This window comes from Marinimicrobium sp. LS-A18 (genome assembly GCF_000463525.1).
Classification (GTDB): Bacteria; Pseudomonadota; Gammaproteobacteria; order Pseudomonadales; family Cellvibrionaceae; genus Marinimicrobium; species Marinimicrobium koreense.
Genome location: NZ_AWEP01000003.1, coordinates 185,248 through 204,349, shown reverse-complemented (window position 1 = coordinate 204,349; position 19,102 = coordinate 185,248). Strand labels below are relative to the sequence as shown.

16 protein-coding genes are annotated in these 19,102 nt (G+C 60.2%); 13 read left to right on the top strand and 3 right to left on the bottom strand.

Going from position 1 to position 19,102, the window contains the following annotated elements; all coding sequences use genetic code 11:
- The first annotated feature begins 11 nt into the window (after positions 1-11).
- From murD to N645_RS0107115, 13 genes are all read left to right on the top strand, one after another.
- Positions 12-1,355: a UDP-N-acetylmuramoyl-L-alanine--D-glutamate ligase gene (gene murD, locus N645_RS0107175; protein ID WP_202960776.1), complete on the top strand. Its 1,344-nt coding sequence runs from the start codon at positions 12-14 to the stop codon at positions 1,353-1,355.
- On the top strand, positions 1,352-2,569 hold the full coding sequence (ftsW, locus tag N645_RS0107170) for a putative lipid II flippase FtsW (RefSeq protein ID WP_036160423.1): 1,218 nt from the start codon (positions 1,352-1,354) through the stop codon (positions 2,567-2,569). The genes murD and ftsW overlap by 4 nt, the downstream gene beginning before the upstream one ends.
- Positions 2,569-3,663 carry an undecaprenyldiphospho-muramoylpentapeptide beta-N-acetylglucosaminyltransferase gene (gene murG / locus N645_RS0107165; protein ID WP_024460825.1) on the top strand — a complete coding sequence of 365 codons (1,095 nt, stop codon included), beginning with the start codon at positions 2,569-2,571 and terminating at the stop codon, positions 3,661-3,663. Before ftsW ends, murG begins: the two co-directional genes overlap by 1 nt.
- Before the next feature lie 28 nt (positions 3,664-3,691).
- Positions 3,692-5,080 (top strand): UDP-N-acetylmuramate--L-alanine ligase, encoded by a 1,389-nt coding sequence (murC, locus tag N645_RS0107160; RefSeq protein ID WP_036160546.1) that lies wholly within the window; start codon positions 3,692-3,694, stop codon positions 5,078-5,080.
- A gap of 21 nt (positions 5,081-5,101) precedes the next feature.
- Positions 5,102-6,058: a D-alanine--D-alanine ligase gene (locus N645_RS0107155; RefSeq protein WP_152521648.1), complete on the top strand. Its 957-nt coding sequence runs from the start codon at positions 5,102-5,104 to the stop codon at positions 6,056-6,058.
- Complete coding sequence (locus N645_RS0107150) at positions 6,055-6,873, top strand: cell division protein FtsQ/DivIB (protein ID WP_036160422.1); 819 nt, start codon at positions 6,055-6,057, stop codon at positions 6,871-6,873. Before N645_RS0107155 ends, N645_RS0107150 begins: the two co-directional genes overlap by 4 nt.
- A 34-nt stretch (positions 6,874-6,907) precedes the next feature.
- Positions 6,908-8,143, top strand: coding sequence for a cell division protein FtsA (gene ftsA, locus N645_RS0107145; RefSeq protein ID WP_024460821.1), 1,236 nt, complete (start codon positions 6,908-6,910; stop codon positions 8,141-8,143).
- A gap of 65 nt (positions 8,144-8,208) precedes the next feature.
- Positions 8,209-9,381, top strand: coding sequence for a cell division protein FtsZ (gene ftsZ / locus N645_RS0107140; protein ID WP_024460820.1), 1,173 nt, complete (start codon positions 8,209-8,211; stop codon positions 9,379-9,381).
- Between the two features lie 397 nt (positions 9,382-9,778).
- Complete coding sequence (gene lpxC / locus N645_RS0107135) at positions 9,779-10,690, top strand: UDP-3-O-acyl-N-acetylglucosamine deacetylase (protein WP_024460819.1); 912 nt, start codon at positions 9,779-9,781, stop codon at positions 10,688-10,690.
- 351 nt (positions 10,691-11,041) lie between these two features.
- Positions 11,042-11,980 (top strand): M23 family metallopeptidase, encoded by a 939-nt coding sequence (locus tag N645_RS0107130; RefSeq protein WP_024460818.1) that lies wholly within the window; start codon positions 11,042-11,044, stop codon positions 11,978-11,980.
- Positions 11,981-12,087: 107 nt separating this feature from the next.
- Positions 12,088-14,814, top strand: coding sequence for a preprotein translocase subunit SecA (gene secA / locus N645_RS0107125; RefSeq protein WP_024460817.1), 2,727 nt, complete (start codon positions 12,088-12,090; stop codon positions 14,812-14,814).
- A 161-nt stretch (positions 14,815-14,975) separates the two neighbouring features.
- On the top strand, positions 14,976-16,196 hold the full coding sequence (gene argJ, locus N645_RS0107120) for a bifunctional glutamate N-acetyltransferase/amino-acid acetyltransferase ArgJ (protein WP_024460816.1): 1,221 nt from the start codon (positions 14,976-14,978) through the stop codon (positions 16,194-16,196).
- Between the two features lie 4 nt (positions 16,197-16,200).
- Positions 16,201-17,133: a Nudix family hydrolase gene (locus N645_RS0107115; protein WP_036160421.1), complete on the top strand. Its 933-nt coding sequence runs from the start codon at positions 16,201-16,203 to the stop codon at positions 17,131-17,133.
- A gap of 9 nt (positions 17,134-17,142) precedes the next feature.
- Here the strand turns inward: N645_RS0107115 and yacG are convergent, their stop codons facing one another.
- The 3 genes from yacG to N645_RS0107100 are packed head-to-tail and all read right to left on the bottom strand — an operon-like array spanning position 17,143 to position 19,061.
- On the bottom strand, positions 17,143-17,340 hold the full coding sequence (yacG, locus tag N645_RS0107110) for a DNA gyrase inhibitor YacG (protein WP_024460814.1): 198 nt from the start codon (positions 17,338-17,340) through the stop codon (positions 17,143-17,145).
- Between the two features lie 58 nt (positions 17,341-17,398).
- Positions 17,399-17,926 (bottom strand): DUF3833 domain-containing protein, encoded by a 528-nt coding sequence (locus N645_RS0107105; protein ID WP_036160419.1) that lies wholly within the window; start codon positions 17,924-17,926, stop codon positions 17,399-17,401.
- Positions 17,927-17,963: 37 nt separating this feature from the next.
- Positions 17,964-19,061: a phospholipase A gene (locus tag N645_RS0107100; protein WP_024460812.1), complete on the bottom strand. Its 1,098-nt coding sequence runs from the start codon at positions 19,059-19,061 to the stop codon at positions 17,964-17,966.
- Between the last annotated feature and the right edge of the window lie 41 nt (positions 19,062-19,102).

The window sequence follows — 19,102 nt, the reverse complement described above, 5'->3', positions numbered from 1 at the left end:
CGAGTGAAACTGTGCCTCAACTGATTGCGTCAAGCTGTGAAACCGCCATCGTGGGCGCCGGTGTGACCGGCGTCTCCGTCGCGCGTTTTCTGGCGCGTCGGGGGCAGGCGTTCACCTTGCTGGATACCCGTGCGGATCATCCCCAGCGCGAGGCGCTGGAGCAGGAGTTTGGTGCCGAGCGGGTGCAGTTCGGCCCCCTGGATGTGGCGTTGATGAGCCGGGTGGAAGAGGTGGTGGTCAGCCCGGGGATCGCGATTAGCATCCCCGAACTGCAACAGGCGCGCAATGCTGGCGCTCGCCTGGTGGGCGATATCGAACTGTTCGTGCGTTACGCCAAGGCGCCGCTGATCGCGATTACCGGCTCCAACGCCAAGAGCACGGTCACCACCCTGGTGGGTGAAATGGCCAAAGATGCGGGCGTGCGGGTCGCCGTGGGCGGCAACCTCGGCACCCCGGCACTGGATCTGCTCGACGACAGCGTTGAGTTGTATGTGTTGGAGCTTTCCAGCTTTCAACTGGAAGGTGTTTCAAAACTGAGCGCCAAGGTGGCCACGGTGCTCAATGTCAGTGCCGATCATATGGATCGCTACCCGAACATGCCCGCCTACCATCAGGCCAAGTTGCGGGTTTATTTCGGCGCGGAACAGGTGGTGTACAACAGCCAGAGTGTGCTGACCCAGCCGCCGATGAGTGTCAATGCGATACCGGTCACCTTCGGTGGACGTCCGGAGTTTCACCGGTTTGGCGCGGCCGAGCATGAGGGCGAGTTGTGGCTGTACTGGCAGCTTGACCCTCTGATGCCGGCGAGCGAACTGAAAATCAAGGGACGGCACAATATTGATAACGCGTTGGCGGCGTTGGCATTGGGGCACTCGGCGGGTTTGGCTCACGAGTCCATGCTTAACACCCTGCGTCGCTTCCGGGGCTTGGCGCACCGGTGCGAGTGGGTGGCGGAACACGCTGGCGTGGCCTACTACAACGACTCCAAGGGCACCAACGTGGGCGCCGCCGTGGCGGCCATTGAAGGGCTGATGCCCCCTCAGGGAAAGGTTGTACTGATCGCCGGCGGCGACCCCAAAGGCGCGGACTTTGCCGAGTTGCGCAAACCGGTCGAGCGCTGTGTTCGCACCCTGGTGTTGATCGGCGCCGCCGCCGATGCCATGGAGTCGACGCTGGGCGACCTGGCGGACGTGATCCGCGCGGACTCCATGGTGGATGCGGTGCGCAAAGCCGCCACCGCCGCACAGTCAGGCGATGTGGTTCTGTTGTCTCCGGCCTGCGCGAGCTTCGATATGTTCCGCAATTACCAGGACCGGGGCGAGCAGTTCCGCCAGGCAGTGGAGGGCCAGCAATGATCAATTGGCTCAAACAGCACTGGGAAGAGTCCGTGGCGATTTTCCGTGGCGGCGTGGATCAATGGCTGATTCTCCTGTGGCTCGGTCTGCTCAGCATTGGTCTGGTGATGATCGCTTCCGCCTCGATCGCGTTTGCGGCGGACACCTACGGTGACCCCTGGTTCTTTACCAAGCGGCACTTTGTGTACCTGCTGTTGGGGGTGGCGGTTGCCGCTCTGGTCGTGGCGGTGCCGGTGCGCTATGCCCAGCAATACGCCGGCTGGTTGATGGTGGCGACCCTCGGGTTGCTCTGCCTGGTGTTGGTTCCGGGTATTGGCCGGGAGGTGAACGGCGCCCGTCGCTGGCTGGACCTCGGGTTGATCTCGGTTCAGATTTCGGAAGTGGCTAAAGTGGCTGCGGTTGTGTTCTTTGCCAGCTTCTTCGCCCGTCGGCACCAGGAGTTATATACCGGTTGGCAGGGCTTCGTGAAGCCGGTGCTGGTGTTGGGGCTGATGTGTTTGCTGCTGTTGTTCCAGCCGGACTTCGGTAGTGCCGTGGTGCTGGCCAGCGTGGTGCTGGCGATGATGTTTATCGCCGGGGTCAAGCTTTGGCACTTCGGGTTGTTGGCGGCGGCGGCCATTGCCTGTCTGGCAGCACTGGCGGTGTATTCGCCCTATCGGATGACCCGTCTGGTGACCTTTCTGGATCCCTGGTCGGCTCAGTTTGGCTCCGGCTATCAGTTGACGCAATCCCTGATCGCCTTCGGTCGGGGAGAGTGGTTTGGCCTTGGTCTCGGGAACAGTCTCCAGAAGCTGTTTTACCTGCCGGAAGCGCATACGGACTTTATTGCCGCCATCATGGCCGAGGAGTTTGGACTGATCGGCCTGGTGGTGATGCTCGGAGTATTTGCGGCGTTGATCGTGCGGGTTTTTGCGATCGCTCGCGCAAACCTGACGGCCAACCGGTTGTTTGCCGCGTTCGCCTCTTACGGCGTGGCCATATTGTTCACCTTCCAGGTATTCATCAATGTCGGTGTTGCCGCGGGCTTGTTGCCCACCAAGGGGCTGACTCTGCCGTTCATCAGTTATGGCGGCAGCAGCTTGTTGATTGGCTGCGCGCTGATCGGCTTTGTGATTCGGGTGGATTGGGAACAGCGCCAGGCGGTTCCGGTTTCGCGCGTGCGCACCCGGGTCAAGCCGGTGTCGGTGAGCTCACAGTGGCGGGAGGCAGCATGATGACTTCAGCCACCCGTAAAAAAGCCTTGATTATGGCCGGTGGCACCGGCGGTCATGTGTTTCCGGCGTTGGCGGTGGCGCACGAGCTGCAGGCGCAAGGCGTTCAGGTGGCCTGGTTGGGTACCGCCAAAGGTATTGAGGCCCGTCTGGTGCCAGGCGCGGGTATTGCCCTGCATTATCTGTCCGTGCAGGGCGTGCGGGGCCGCGGTATGGCCGGCCTCCTGAAAGCGCCGTTTCTGATTTTGGCGGCCATCTGTCAGGCGCTGGCGGTGATCTGGCGGTTCAAGCCGGATGTCGTGGTGGGCTTTGGCGGGTTTGCCTCCGGCCCTGGTGGTATTGCGGCAAAACTGTTGTGGAAGCCGTTGGTCATTCACGAACAGAACGCCATCCCGGGCACGACAAATCGCTACCTGGCGCCTTTGGCTCAATCGGTGCTCAGCGCGTTCCCGACTGGCCTGAAAGGAGCGCAGATGGTGGGCAATCCGGTGCGTCGTGAGCTGGCGGCCCTGGCAGCGCCCGCGGAGCGTTTCAGCGCGCGGGGCGAGCAGCCGCTGCGGCTTCTGGTGCTGGGTGGCAGCCTGGGGGCGCAGGCCATTAACGAACAGGTGCCCGAAGCGTTGGCCCGACTTGCACCTGACGTCCGCCCGGCGGTGTGGCATCAAAGTGGCGCGGCCCACCAGGAAGCCACCCGGTCGCACTATGACGCTGCCGGCGTGGACGCCCGGGTGGATGCGTTCATTGATGATATGGCCGAGGCCTACGCCTGGGCCGACTGGGTGATCTGTCGAGCCGGCGCCCTGACAATTTCAGAGTTGATGACAGTGGGGTTGGCGGCGTTGTTGATTCCGTTCCCCTACGCCATTGATGATCATCAGACGCACAATGCGGCCGTGTTGGTGAATGCCGGTGCCGCGCTGGCGGTCTCGCAAAAAGATCTGGACGGTGAAAAGCTGGCGGCCTTGATGCGGGAAGAGTTTTCCGAGCGCAGTCGCCTGCGCGCCATGGCCGAATGTGGCCGCCAACTGGCACGACCCGAAGCGGCGCGAGTGGTCGCCGAGCAATGCATTGCCCAAACCGAGGTCAATCGTGGATAAAGCCATTCAATATTACGAAGTTCCGGAGATGCGCCGCATTCGACGCATTCACTTTATCGGCATCGGCGGTGCGGGTATGAGTGGTATTGCGGAGGTGCTGATCAATCAGGGCTATGAAATTACCGGCTCCGATCTGAAAGCCTCCGGCACCACCCGTCGCCTCGAGGCGATGGGGGCAAAAGTGTTTATCGGCCACCGCGAAGAGAACGTGGTGGATGCGCACGTTGTGGTCAACTCCAGTGCGGTGAAAGCGGACAACCCGGAGATGATCAGCGCCCGCGAGCGACGTATTCCCATCGTGCGACGCGCCGAGATGCTCGGTGAACTGATGCGCTATCGCCACGGTATTGCGGTGGCCGGCACTCACGGTAAAACCACCACCACCAGCCTGATGGCGTCGGTGCTGGCGGCCGGCGGGCAGCACCCGACCTTCATTATTGGCGGCCTGGTCAATAGCGCGGGCAGTAATGCTCAGTTGGGGGCCAGTCGCTACCTGGTGGCGGAAGCGGACGAAAGCGATGCGTCCTTCCTGCACTTGCAGCCCATGGTGGCGGTGGTGACCAACATCGACGCGGATCACATGGACACCTATGGGGGCGACTTCAACCAGTTGAAGCGCACCTTTATCGAATTCATTCACAACCTGCCGTTCTACGGGCTGGCGGTGTTGTGCGGGGATGATCCGGTGGTGCGCGACATCATCCCATCGCTGTCGCGCCCGATACTGACTTATGGCTTTGAGGCCCACTGTGACTTTCGGGCGATCAATGTCAGCAAGGACAAGATGCAGACCCGCTTTGAAGTCGAGCGCCCGGACCATAAAGAGCCGCTGGCGATCGAGCTCAATATTCCCGGGTTGCACAACGTATTGAATGCGACGGCAGTAGTGGCCGTCGCCACCGATGAAGGCCTGAGCGATCAGGCCATTCAGGACGGACTCAAACACTTCGCCGGTGTGGGTCGTCGCTTCCAGGTGTATGGCCACTACCAGGTGGAGAACGGCGAAGCCATGTTGGTGGACGACTACGGACATCACCCCCGCGAAGTGGCGGCGACGATTGCGGCCATCCGCGATGGTTGGCCGGATCGCCGCTTGGTGATGGTCTATCAGCCGCACCGCTACACGCGGACCCGGGATCTGTACGAAGACTTTGTGGACGTGTTGTCCTCGGTTGATGCGCTGGTGCTGCTGGAAGTGTACAGCGCTGGCGAAGACGCTATCCCGGGCGCGGATGGCCGCCACTTGAGCCGCAGCATTCGGATGCGCGGCGCGGTCGAGCCGATATTTGTCGAGTCGGTGGATGATGTCCCGGATGTGATTCGGGATATCGTCAAACCGGGCGATATTGTGATTACTCAGGGTGCCGGTAACGTCGGCGCTCTGGCAGGTGAACTCGCCCAGCGCAAGTTGCGCTAGGCCTTTGAGGTATTGATCGACGTGAACACAGAAGCAAACAACACAGTGTCCGCTGCCTCCGCCGGGTTCAACCCGGGTCGGGTGGGCGTGTTGTACGGCGGAACCTCGGCCGAGCGGGAAATTTCCCTGCAGACCGGGGCCGCGGTGTTGGACGCATTGCGCCAGTCCGGTGTGGACGCGGTGGGGATTGATATCGGGGCGGATGCCATTGCCCAGTTACAGGCCACGCCCATGGACGTGGCGTTTATCGCCCTGCACGGCCCCGGCGGTGAAGACGGTCGCATTCAGGGTGTGCTCGAGTACATGGGCATTCCCTACACCGGCAGCGATGTGTCAGCCTCGGCATTGGCGATGGACAAGCTGCGCAGTAAACAACTGTGGGCGGGTATCGGCTTGTCCACACCCGAGTTTGCCGTGGTCAATGCGGACAGCGATTGGGATCAGGTTCTGAAAAACCTCGGTGGTGACGCCATTGTGAAGCCGGCTCACGAGGGTTCCAGTATTGGTATGGCTCGGGTGCAGAGTGGTGCCGAATTGGCTCATGCCTATCGGGATGCGGCGCATTACGACGGCAGCGTGTTGGTTGAACGCCTGATTACCGGAAGTGAATACACGGTGGCCATTCTCGACGGTGAGGCACTGCCTCCCATCAAGCTGGAAACGGACCACCGCTTTTACGATTACGACGCCAAGTACCTGGCCGACGACACGCGTTACCTGTGCCCCTGCGGCCTGGATGCGGAGCGCGAGCAGGGGCTCAAGGCGCTCGCCTTGCAGGCATTCAGCAGCCTTGGTTGTCGTGGCTGGGGCCGGGTGGATGTGATGGCCGACCACTTGGGTAACTTCTATTTACTGGAAGTGAATACTGTGCCGGGCATGACCAGCCACAGTCTGGTGCCGATGGCGGCACAGGCCGCCGGCTTGAGTTTCGCCGAGCTGGTGGTGCGGATTGTGCGAGCCTGCCAGACGGGGTCATGAAGTCCGGTTCGGTAAAACGGATTCCCGGGCAGGGCAGAGTGACGCCGCGTGGCGCCACCCGCAAAAGCCAACCCCGAAAGGACTGGGGAGCCATGCTCAGGGGAGGGCGCCGATGGATTGGCCCGGTGTTACTGGTGGGTGTGTTGATCGGCGCGGGAAGCTGGTTGGTCGAACCGATCAGCGGATGGTTGAACCGGCCGGTCGCCGAAGTGAGTGTCGAGGGAACGTTTCGCTACCTGAGCCGTAAGCGGATCGAAACGTTACTGAGTGATCAACTGGGGGAAGGGTTCCTGCAGCTGGATCTCGCGGCGATCAAGCAGGCACTGGAAGCGGAGCCCTGGGTGGCTCAGGCCGCATTGACAAGGCGTTGGCCGGATCTGCTGCACGTGAAAATTATTGAGGAGGAGCCGATTGCCCGTTGGGGTGAGATCGGATTCCTGGATCGCGGCGGAGATATCATTGCCGTTGATGATCAATCGGCACTGGCGCATTTGCCCCTGCTGGCCGGATCGGATGCGGATGCCGTGGCGATGATGGAGCGTTACCAGGATCTGGCGCAGATGCTGCGTCATCGGGGGCTGAGTATTCAGTCGCTGAGAAGTGATCGGAAAAATGCCTGGCGCCTGACACTGAGCGATGGAGTTGCCCTGGTGATCGGACGGGATCAGGTGCTGGAGAAGATGCAGCGATTCGCCACGGTCTATGACCGGCAGCTGAGCGAGCGCTGGGACGACATAGAGCAGGTGGATTTACGCTATCACAACGGGGTGGCGGTCGCCTGGAAAGCACAACAGGAAGAAGCAGAAACGCAATGATGGAAAACTGTGACATGCAAAAGAGGTTCGCATAATGGCCCATGTAGCTGACAGCAAGATGATTGTCGGTCTGGATATCGGTACATCCAAAGTCGTCGCTATCGTCGGTGCCATTACTCCCGAGGGCGAATTGGAAGTGGTGGGGATCGGCTCACACCGCTCCAGCGGACTCAAAAAGGGTGTGGTGGTGAATATCGAGTCGACCGTGCAGTCCATTCAACGGGCGATCGAAGAGGCGGAGCTGATGGCCGGCTGCCAGATTCACTCGGTCTACGCCGGTATTGCCGGCAGCCACATCCGCAGCCTGAACTCCCACGGCATCGTGGCGATCAAGGACCGCGAGGTGTACCCCCAGGATCTGGAGCGGGTGATTGATGCCGCCCAGGCCGTGGCCATTCCTGCGGACCAGAAGATCCTGCACATACTTCCGCAGGAATTCCTGATCGACGATCAGGAGGGCGTCAAGGAGCCGCTGGGCATGTCCGGTGTTCGTCTGGAAGCGAAGGTTCACCTGGTCACCTGCGCCGTCAATGCGGCGCAGAATATCGAAAAATGCATTCGGCGCTGTGGGCTGGAAGTGGAAGACATCATTCTCGAGCAGCTCGCCTCAAGCTTTTCGGTGCTGACCGAAGATGAGAAAGAGCTGGGTGTCTGCGTGGTGGATATCGGTGGCGGCACGACCGACATTGCGGTGTTCAAGGAGGGGGCCATCCGTCACACCGGCGTGATTCCCATCGCCGGTGATCAGGTCACCAACGACATCGCCATGGCGTTCCGTACCCCGACGCCCCACGCGGAAGAAATCAAAATCAAATACGCCTGCGCCCTGGCGAAACTGACCGGTCCCGATGAAACCATCAAGGTGCCGAGCGTGGGCGATCGCGAGCCGCGGGATCTGTCCCGCCAGGCGTTGGCCGAAGTGGTTGAACCGCGCTACGACGAACTGTTTACGCTGGTACAAGCGGAGCTTCGGCGCAGTGGCTTTGAAGATCTGATTGCCGCCGGCATCGTGCTGACCGGGGGCACCGCGAAAATGGAGGGTGTGGTTGAACTGGCGGAAGAAATTTTCCACATGCCGGTGCGCTTGGGCGCGCCCCAGAACACTCGCGGTCTCAAAGATATTGTCAACAACCCCATTTATTCAACCGGCGTTGGCTTACTGCAATACGCCATCAAGCAACAGCAAGAGGGGAGGGCCATCACGCATGTCCGAGACAACGACGACTCCTGGTTCGGTCGCTTGAAAAAACTGTTTCAAAGTCATTTTTAGATTACCGTTTGCTTATTTTGTTACTTCAATAATTTTTAATTTGGTAAAGGAAAAGGGGAAATACTATGTTCGAGCTCGTAGACAACATCCCGCAAAATGCCGTGATTAAAGTCATTGGTGTCGGTGGTGGCGGTGGCAACGCCGTCAAGCACATGATCGACAGCAACATCGAGGGCGTGGAGTTCATCTGCGCCAATACCGACGCACAGGCGCTCAAGGACATCGACTCGCGCACCGTACTGCAACTGGGTCATAGCATGACCAAGGGCCTGGGGGCGGGCGCCAACCCCGAAGTGGGCCGTCAGGCCGCCATGGAAGACCGTGAGCGCATCGCCGAAGTACTGCGTGGTGCCGACATGGTGTTCATTGCTGCCGGTATGGGCGGCGGCACCGGCACCGGTGGGGCGCCTATCGTGGCCGAGGTGGCTCGCGATCTGGGCATCCTGACCGTGGCGGTGGTCACCAAGCCGTTCCCCTTCGAAGGTCGCAAGCGCATGGTCGTAGCCGACGCCGGCATCAAGGAGCTGCAGGAGCGGGTGGACTCACTGATCACCATCCCGAACGAAAAACTGCTCTCGGTGCTGGGTAAGTCCACCAGCCTGCTGGATGCGTTCAAGGCCGCCAACAACGTCCTGCTCGGTGCGGTACAGGGTATTGCCGACCTGATCATCCGTCCGGGCATGATCAACGTCGACTTCGCTGACGTGCGCACGGTGATGTCCGAAATGGGCATGGCGATGATGGGCACTGGCCACGCAACCGGTGAGAACCGGGCCCGCGAGGCGGCTGAGGCGGCCATTCGCAGTCCGCTGCTGGAAGACGTCAACCTGCAGGGCGCGCGCGGTATTCTGGTGAATATCACCGCCGGTATCGACCTGTCTCTGGGCGAGTACTCTGAAGTGGGCAATACCATCGAAGAGTTCGCCTCCTCCGATGCCACCGTGGTGGTCGGTACCGTGATCGATCCCGAAATGTCCGACGAGCTGCGGGTCACCGTCGTGGCCACGGGCCTGGGCGTCCCCGCAAAGGAAGAAAAGCCCGCCGGTAAAACCAAGGTGGTGGTAGACAATACCCGCCGCAAAAACACCGGTGAAGTGGACTACAGCAGTTACGAGCGCCCCACGGTCATGCGCCAGAACGCTCAGGCCACCGGGCAGGCCACGGCGACCGCACCGGCGACCGAGAAAGAACTGGAGTATCTGGACATTCCGGCTTTCCTGCGCCGTCAGGCGGATTGAGAGGCCTGAATTGCTCTCTGGAATATTGGCCGGCAAGAGTCAATAGTCTGGGGCAATGGAAGGAATTGTGAACTTTGTATAGAACCTTTGCCCTGGTTGTTGTCATAGTTCACGCCCGTTGCAACCGGCGAGCCGGGTCGAGTTCAGGCCCGCACGCCGGTTGGGCGGAGAACGGTCAGGATCTGAGAGGCTGAAACGTGATCTGTGTCACGGATTGCCGCGCTAGAGGGTCCGCAAACCGTAAAAAGAGGTAAATGTCACCAAAATGGTGCATGTTCAGCGCTATTTCAGTAGTGACTGAAATGAAAAATTGTTACAATTGCGTCCTTTTTACAACTCGGCAGCAGCGCCTCACAAGGGGGCTAATGCCACAGCCAAAGGTGGGCTACTCAGGGTAATGATCAGACAACGCACGCTCAAAAATGCCATCCGGGCCACCGGTGTTGGCTTGCACACCGGTCAGAAAGTATATCTGACCCTTCTGCCGGCACCTGCGGATGCCGGAATCGTGTTCCGCCGGGTCGATCTGGATCCGGTCGTTGAGATCGAAGCCAAAGCCGAAAACGTCGGCGATACCACGCTGTCCACGACCCTGGTCAAGGGCGATGTGCGGGTGTCCACGGTTGAGCACCTGCTGTCAGCGATGGCCGGGCTCGGAATTGATAACGCCATCGTTGAGGTGAGCGCGCCGGAAGTCCCGATTATGGACGGTAGCGCCGGTCCCTTCGTGTTTCTGATCCAGTCCGCTGGTATTCAGGAGCAGGCGGCCGCCAAGAAGTTCATCCGGATCAAGAAGCCGGTGACAGTTGAAGAAGGCGACAAGGTAGCGAGTTTCCTGCCCTTCGATGGCTTCAAGGTCACTTTTTCCATTGACTTCAATCACCCGGTGTTTGAGGGGCGCAACCTGAAGACGTCCGTGGACTTCTCCAGCACCTCCTTTGTGAAGGAAGTCAGCCGTGCCCGAACCTTTGGCTTTATGCACGAGATCGAGTATCTGCGCTCCAAAGGTCTGGCGAAAGGCGGCAGTGTCGACAACGCCATCGTCGTGGACGACTACCGGATTCTGAATGAAGACGGTCTGCGTTACGAGGATGAGTTCGTCAAGCACAAGGTGCTCGACGCTATTGGCGACCTGTACTTGCTGGGTAACAGCCTGATTGGCGAGTTCCGGGCCCACAAATCAGGTCACGGCCTGAATAACAAGTCCCTGCGTCAGCTGATTGCCCAGCGCGATGCCTGGGAAGTGGTGACATTTGAAGACGAAAGCACCGCGCCGATCTCTTACATGAAGCCGCTGTTGGCGGTGTAAGTGGGCGGGTAGCGCTCGCGAATCCCGATTCGCCCGAAAGGCCGTGCTGGAGACAGCGCGGCCTTTTCGTTCCGGGTACACCAGCTCCAAATAGCCGAAAAGTTGGTAATTCAGGGCTTTATATGCCATATTTGGCGATTGATTCCGGGCTCAGCGCTTCGTGTTGATTCGCTGAAATGCCTCAAATAACATAACACGTTGAAATTCATGGATTTTTCTTTGGTTGACGATGCTGTTTAGTGCCAACGGCTATAAGTGAACCAAAATTAGACGGATTTGATATAGATAATCGGCATAAAATGCTGATTAGTACTGTGCAATCCGGACACAAAAACGGGTAATATCCGCTTCATGAAGATCATTATTGTCAGTAAACAGCACGGCCAGACGCGCAGCATCTCCTTGGGTGGCTGGACGCGTGCGCTGCTGTCCATCTGCCTGCTGGGGATGCCGGTCACGGCGGCCGGGGTGTTGGGTGCGCAGTGGCTGAGCTCGCTCAATGGCAATAGTGATGTCTTTACCGCCGAGTCCCGGCGGGCGTGGGAAGCCACCCTGGCCGAGCAGCAGGCGCAAGTGGAAGAAACCCGCGAGCATGCCCGGTCCCAAGTGGCCGCGTTGACGCTGCGGGTTGCCGAGCTACAGGCCCGTCTGATGCGTCTGGATGCCTTGGGTGAGCACCTGACCAGCCTCGCCAACCTGGATGAAGGCGAATTTGATTTCAGTCAGCCGCCCGCCCTGGGTGGCCCGGAAACCGCCACCATCGGTGATCCCTACACCCCCCCCGATTTCATCAGCGTGATCGATCAGCTGTCCAATCAGATCGAGAACCGCGAACAGCAGCTCGCCACCCTGGATGCCCTGCTGGCCAAGCGCAAGTTGCAGGACGACATCTTTATCGCCGGTCGCCCGATCAAGAAAGGCTGGATGTCCTCGCGCTTTGGCCGTCGCACCGATCCGTTCACCGGTCAGGTGGCGTGGCACGGCGGCGTGGATTTTGCCGGTAAAGATGGCTCCGAAATCATCTCGGTCGCCGCCGGTGTGGTCACCTGGTCGCAAGATCGCCATGGCTACGGCCAGATGGTGGAAATCAATCATGGCGGCGGTTTCACCACGCGCTATGCACACAACAAAGAAAACCTGGTCAAAGTCGGTGATGTGGTCAAGAAAGGCCAGATCATTGCTCTGATGGGCTCCAGCGGCCGCTCTACCGGCCCACACGTGCACTTCGAGGTGTACAAAAACGGTCGCGCCGTCGACCCGGCGACCTATATACACCGCGCCAGCCGTTAATTTCCCTCCCTCCCGCTTGCTTTCGCAGGCCACATTCGGTTTACTCGTCGGTTTTCCGACGAGGTGACAGTCGTTCACCCGCAAATTGCTCAAGTACGGTAATAACAATGATCGGTAAATTAGTGAAGTCCCTGTTCGGCTCGAAGAACGAGCGCGAATTGAAGCGTATGCGCAAAACAGTCGCCAAAATCAACGAGATGGAAGGCGAGCTGGAAGCGCTCAGTGATGAGGCCCTGGCGGCCAAGACAACGGAGTTCAAACAACGCTTTGAGCAGGGGGAAACCCTGGATCAACTGCTGCCGGAAGCGTTCGCGGTGGTTCGCGAAGCCAGTAAGCGGGCGTTGGGTCTGCGTCACTTCGACGTCCAGATGATCGGGGGTATGGCACTGCACCAGGGCAAGATTTCCGAAATGCGCACCGGTGAAGGTAAAACCCTGGTCTCCACCTTGCCCTGTTACCTGCACGCCCTGACCGGCCGCGGCGTCCACGTGGTCACGGTGAACGACTACCTGGCGTCCCGTGACGCCGCCTGGATGGGCAAGGTCTACCAGAAGCTGGGTATGACCGTGGGCGTCATCCGCTCCATGCAGCCCTCCGCGGACAAGCGCGACGCCTACGCGGCGGATATCACCTACGGTACCAACAACGAGTTCGGCTTTGATTATCTGCGCGATAACATGGCCCTCAGCCTGAAGGACAAAGTCCAGCGGCCGCTCAACTTCGCCGTGGTGGACGAAGTCGACTCGATCCTGATTGACGAGGCGCGTACCCCGCTCATCATCTCCGGTGCGGCGGAGAACAGCTCCGAGCTGTACATGCGTATGGGCAAGCTGATCCAGAATCTGAACCCGGTGCCGGAAGAGGGCGAGGACGGCGATTACACCGTCGATGAAAAAAGCCGTCAGGTTGAGTTGACCGAGCAGGGACACCAGAAAGTGGAAGACCTGCTGTCCCGTTCCGGGCTGTTGCCGGAGGGGGAAAGTCTCTACGCCGCGAACAATCTGGGGCTGCTGCACCACGTCAACTCCGCTCTGCGTGCCCGCGCCCTGTTCCATCGGGATGTGGAATACATCGTACAGAACAATCAGGTGGTGCTGATCGATGAGCACACCGGCCGGACCATGGCGGGTCGTCGTCTGTCCGAAGGTCTGCACCAGGCCATCGAGGCCAAAGAGGGCGTGCCGATCCAGAGCGAGAGCCAGACGCTGGCCTCGACCACTTTCCAGAATTACTTCCGCCTGTATCCCACGCTGTCCGGTATGACCGGTACCGCCGATACCGAAGCCTTCGAATTCCGGGAAATCTACGGCCTGGATGTGGTGGTCATTCCCACCAACAAACCCAAGCAGCGGATCGACCTGAACGATGTGGTGTACCTGACGGTGGAAGAGAAGTACGACGCCATTGTCGAGGACGTCAAAAAGTATCAGGAGCAGAAAGCCCCGGTACTGGTGGGTACCGCCTCCATCGAGACCTCCGAGGAAATGTCCAGCCGGCTGAAAAAAGCCGGTATTGAACACCAGGTGCTCAATGCCAAGTACCACGAGCAGGAAGCGGAAATCATCGCTCAGGCCGGTCGTCCGGGCGCGGTGACCATTGCCACCAACATGGCCGGTCGGGGTACCGACATCGTGCTCGGCGGCAACTGGGAAGCCGAAGTCGCCAAGCTGGAGAACCCCACCGATGCCCAGATCGAGCAGATCAAAAGCGAGTGGAAAAAGCGTCATGAGCAGGTGATTGAGGCCGGTGGTCTGCATATCATCGGTACCGAACGTCACGAATCGCGCCGCATCGACAATCAGTTGCGCGGCCGGGCCGGTCGACAGGGGGACCCGGGGGTGACCCGTTTCTACCTGTCGATGGAAGACAGCCTGATGCGGATTTTCGCTTCAGACCGGATTCGGGGCTTCATGCAGGCCCTGGGTATGGAGAAGGGCGAAGCGATCGAGCACCGCATGGTGAACAACGCCATCGAAAAGGCCCAGCGTAAGGTGGAAGGGCGCAACTTCGACATCCGCAAACAGTTGCTGGAGTTTGATAACGTCGCCAATGACCAGCGTCAGGTGGTGTATCAGCAGCGCAACGAGCTGCTTGAAGCCGAAACGATCACCGACACCATCAACTCGGTGCGCTTTGATGTGGTCGATGAGATCATTAGCGAACACATTCCGCCCCAGAGTCTGGAAGAGCAGTGGGATGTGACCGGCCTGGAAAAGCGTCTGGAGCAGGAGTTCGGGTTGCGGCTGCCGCTGGCCAAGTGGCTGGATGAGGACGATCAGTTACACGAAGAAAAACTGCGCGAAAAACTCCAGACGGAAGTCCAGGGTGCCTACGACGCCAAGTGCGCGCGTATCGGGCCGGTGATGACCGAGATCGAAAAGCAGGTGATGTTGCAGGTATTGGACAATGCCTGGAAAGAGCAATTGGCCAACATGGATCACTTGCGTCAGGGCATTAACCTGCGTTCCTATGCCCAGAAAAACCCCAAACAGGAATACAAGCGCGAAGCGTTCTATCTGTTCCAGGGTATGCTGGATAAAGTGAAGCATGAAGTGATTCATCTGCTGGCCCGCGTGGAGCCGGTGACCCGGGAGCAGATGGAGGAAATGGAGCGCAAGCGGCGCGAAGAGCGCGAACGTCAGAAGATGCAGCTGCAGCACGACGAGGTGTCGGCCCTGAGTGGCGGTCGCCAACAGGCGGCGGAGCAGCCGGCGGGCGAGGGCGAACCCGGCGGCCAGCCGTTCGTGCGCGACGGACGCAAAGTGGGCCGCAATGATCCTTGCCCTTGCGGTTCCGGCAAGAAATACAAGCAGTGTCACGGTAAGTTGAGCTGATTACGGTGGTTGTGTTGCGGTTTGGGTGACGGCGGATGCGCTGCGCTTATCCGCCCTACGGCCGAGCGCAGCGGTATAGACCCGCGTAGGGCGGATAAGCGCAGCGCATCCGCCGTTACCCAACGTTGAGGTATACCCTTCATTAAAACGGAGTTCCAAAAATGGCCGTTGGCGAATACCCCTTTCCCTCCATGCCCCCACTGGCCGGGATCAAACTGGCCACGGCCAGTGCCGGTATCAAAAAGCCCGGTCGCCAGGATGTGGTGTTGATCGAGCTGGCTGAAGGCACCCGCAGCGCCGGTGTGTTCACCCGCAACGCCTTTTGTGCTGCGCCGGTGACGCTGTGCCGCGAATACCTCAAACAGGCCAGCCCCCGCTATCTGGTGATCAACTCCGGCAACGCCAACGCCTGCACGGGCGAGCGGGGGCGGCGCGACGCCATCGCCACCAGTGAGGCTGTCGCCCAGTTGTCCGGTGTTCAGGCCGCCCAGGTGCTGCCCTTCTCCACCGGCGTGATCGGGGAGCCGCTGCCGGTCAACAAGATCGTCAATGTGCTGCCCCAGGCTCATGCCGGGCTCAGCGAAGGCGGCTGGGAAGCAGCGGCCAAGGCGATCATGACCACCGATACCCGTCCCAAGGGGTATACCGCCAGTGTCGAACATCACGGCAAAACCATCACGGTAAATGGTATTGCCAAAGGCGCGGGTATGATCAAGCCGAACATGGGCACCATGCTCGCTTATATTGCCACCGATGCGGATATCGCCCAGCCGGTGCTGGACGATCTGTGCAAGGAGGCCGCGAATAAATCCTTCAACCGGATCACCATCGACGGCGATACCTCCACCAACGATTCCTGCATCCTGATGGCTACCGGACAATCCGGCGCGGAGGCCATTACCGAGGCCTCTGGCGATTTGTACGAGAAAGTGCGTGGGCTGATCATCGATGCCCATGAGTACCTCGCCAAAAGTATTGTCGCGGACGGCGAAGGGGCGACCAAGTTTGTCACTCTGGCGGTCAACGGGGGCGCCAGTCAGGACGAGTGTTTGCAGGTGGGGTATGCGGTGGCGCATTCGCCGCTGATCAAGACCGCCCTGTTCGCCTCGGACCCCAACTGGGGGCGGATTGTGGCGGCGGTGGGCTATGCCGGCGTGCCGGGGCTGGATGCCAACAAGGTTCGCATCCACCTCAACGATACGCTGATTGTCGAAGACGGTGGACGCGCCGAGGGTTATACCGAAGAGCAGGGCCAGGCGGTCATGGATCAGGCGGAAATCACCATCCGCATTGACCTCGGCCGCGGTGGTTGTGCGGAAACCCTCTGGACCACCGATCTGTCCCACGAGTACGTGCGCATTAACGCCGACTACCGGAGCTGATTTCATGGGTTCGGTGGTACGAGTGGCGGTGGGTGTGATTCAGGACCCACAGGGTCGAATCCTGATTGCCCGCCGTCCCGAGCACGTGCACCAAGGCGGGCTCTGGGAATTTCCCGGGGGTAAGGTCGATGAGGGGGAAACGCTGGCCGATGCCCTCGCTCGGGAGCTGGCGGAAGAGCTCTCGATAGAGGTGCGCGCCAGCGAACCGCTGATCGACATTCGCCACGACTACCCGGACAAGTCCGTGCTGCTACAGGTATGCCGGGTGACCGATTTTTCGGGCGAGGCGCGGGGCAACGAGGGTCAGCCGGTGCGCTGGGTCGAGCCAGCGGCTTTACCCGACTACCGCTTTCCCGAGGCCAACCGGCCGATCCTCCATGCCATTCGTCTGCCACAACAGATACTGATTACCGGTTCCGCCGACTCGGAGGCAGACTGGTGGCAGCGCCTGGAACGGGCGTTGGCCAATGGCCACGCCTGGATTCACTTGCGTGCCCCGGAGCTGTCGGCCGACGCGTATCGGGCTCGGGCCCTTCAGGCGCAAGCGCTGTGTGCCCGGTTCGGTGCCACACTGATCGCCCATGGCCCGGAAGATCGCGGTCTGAGCGGGCTGGCTGGCTGGCATATGAACGCCGAGGCGTTGCGGCACTGTGAGCGGCGCCCGTTGGGGCTTTCGGGTTGGTGGGGCGCGTCCTGCCATACCCCGGAGGAGCTGGCGCAGGCGGTTCGCCTGGGTGTGGATTACGTGTTTCTGTCCCCGGTACAGGCTACCCAAAGTCACCCGGATACCGAGCCTCTGGGCTGGGCGCGTTTTGCCGAATGGGTGGCCGGGGTGCCCCTGCCGGTGTACGCCCTGGGAGGTGTGGAGCCCGAGGCCCTGCCCCAGGCAAAAGCCGCCGGGGCACAGGGCATCGCGGGTATCCGCTACGCTTGGTAGATGCCCGCCTCAGAGGGGCTGATCGTCATCATCAAGGATTACCGGGTCGCCCGGAATCTTGTGGCCTTCACTGGCCCACTCGCCCAGATCGATCATTTTGCAGCGCTCGCTGCAGAAGGGGCGGTAGGGATAATCCTCGCTCCAGACAATCGTTTCGCCACAGGTCGGGCAGTCCAGTTTGATGGGCTCGGGGGTCGGGTCAGTCATGGCTCGGGTCCGCAGTCACTCAATGGGCGGCCGTTATAGCACCGCCCGGCGGGTCAATTCAATCCCGTTGACGGATAATGGTCAACTGGATGGTCCCAACCCTGAACCCCCATTTGCGTAGGGTGGACTGGTTGATGATGGTGTTCTCGTCGACCCGCCACATCCAGTCCTCGACGTTCAGCGCCAGTTTGCGGTCTTTGTAGTCCACTTCGAGGACGTAATCCATTTTCAGGGCGTTGCCGCTGGTTTCCGCCCGGCCCTCGCCGATTACATCGCCGGCGGTGGCCTTGTAGCTGCCGTCCTCCTGGGGCTCCAGGGTCCAGTTGCGGTGCTGGATTTCGCCATCGTCAAACTCGAAGCGCTCGGCCAGGCGACCGACACCCTCGTCATCCCAACTCGCTTCGATGGTCGCGTTGAAGTAGCGGGTCACCGTGCCCCCGCGACTTTTCAGCACCCCGTGGGCCGTCAGGGACCCCTGAAAGAAATCTTCCAGCGTCAGGGCGGGTTCATTTCCCGCGTACTCCTGTACCTCGGTGGAGGAACAGGCCCCCAGTGTCAGAACCAGGCTCAATAAAAGCGCGCGCATAATTCTCTCCCCAGCCAGCGTGCCCATGGGTTTTACCTCAGAACAGGTCGGTAAAGGTGATGCCCAGGCCGATGGCGTTGGTATGGTGGTCATAGTCAATCAGGCTGTGGCCATAGCCGCTGAACACCTTCAGATAACCGCGCACGGTGGAGGAAACCGGAAAACTGTACCCCAGCTCCACCGCGCCGCGATTGTTCGAGCGCAGGTTATTGCGCAGCATCAGGCTCACTATGTTGTCTTTACGATGCCAGGCGGCAGACAGTTCAAAGTTGCCCATGTATTTGTGAATATCCGGATTGTCATCGCCGGTGGGGTCATCGGGGCCGTCGCCCTCGCTCTCCGGAATGCGGTACCAGGGGTTGAACGAAAACGCGAAGGGACCGCGTTCGAACACGCTGTTGACCATGATCCGGTCCCAGCTGCGGGACAGATCGCCGCTCTGGCCATTGGACTGATGGGTGATCATCACCTCGTTGAGCACATTGCGAAAACCGAAAATGTTCCAGTCGTTGACGAAACTCAGAATCAGTTCGGGTTGATGGTTGGTTTCCCGGAAGGGGCGGGAGATCTCCCGGTAGTAGGCCTGCCAGAGCGAGTGATTGGTGTAGGCCATGTACAGGTGGCCGTTGTCGCCAAAAATTCCCTCACGGATCAGGATTTTGACGCTCAGTTGAAACTCCACTTCGGTGCTTTGCTGGCTGGCGAGTGACGTGCCGGCCTCGGCGTAGGGGGCGGTGTTGCGTTCCTCCTGGTAGCTGACCGGGAGCAGGTAATTGCGCTTGTGGGGGGTGAGCAGAAAGCGGTTGGCGCGATTGAGCGCTTCCATGTTCAGGCGCCGCTCCAGCAGGCGACTGTTGCCGCTGGGGTCGTCTTCCTGACCCGCGGTATCATCGCTCATGGCCGCCAGTGCCTGGCTGATGGCATCGCGCTGGCTGGAGTCTTCGCGCGCCAGGGTACTACATACGTCGCGTAGGCCATTGATTGACATGTCCCGGCCCGCGACGGTCACGGCAATCCTCAGGCACTGGTCCATTTCCTCGTCGGACAACTCCGTGCGGGTTGGTTCAGAGGCGTCATTGGCGTAGAGCGGGGCACAGAATACGAACAACCACAGTGAGAGTCGGGGCAAGCGCATGCAAAGGCAATCCTTGGGGTGACGATCAATAGCCCAAGGAT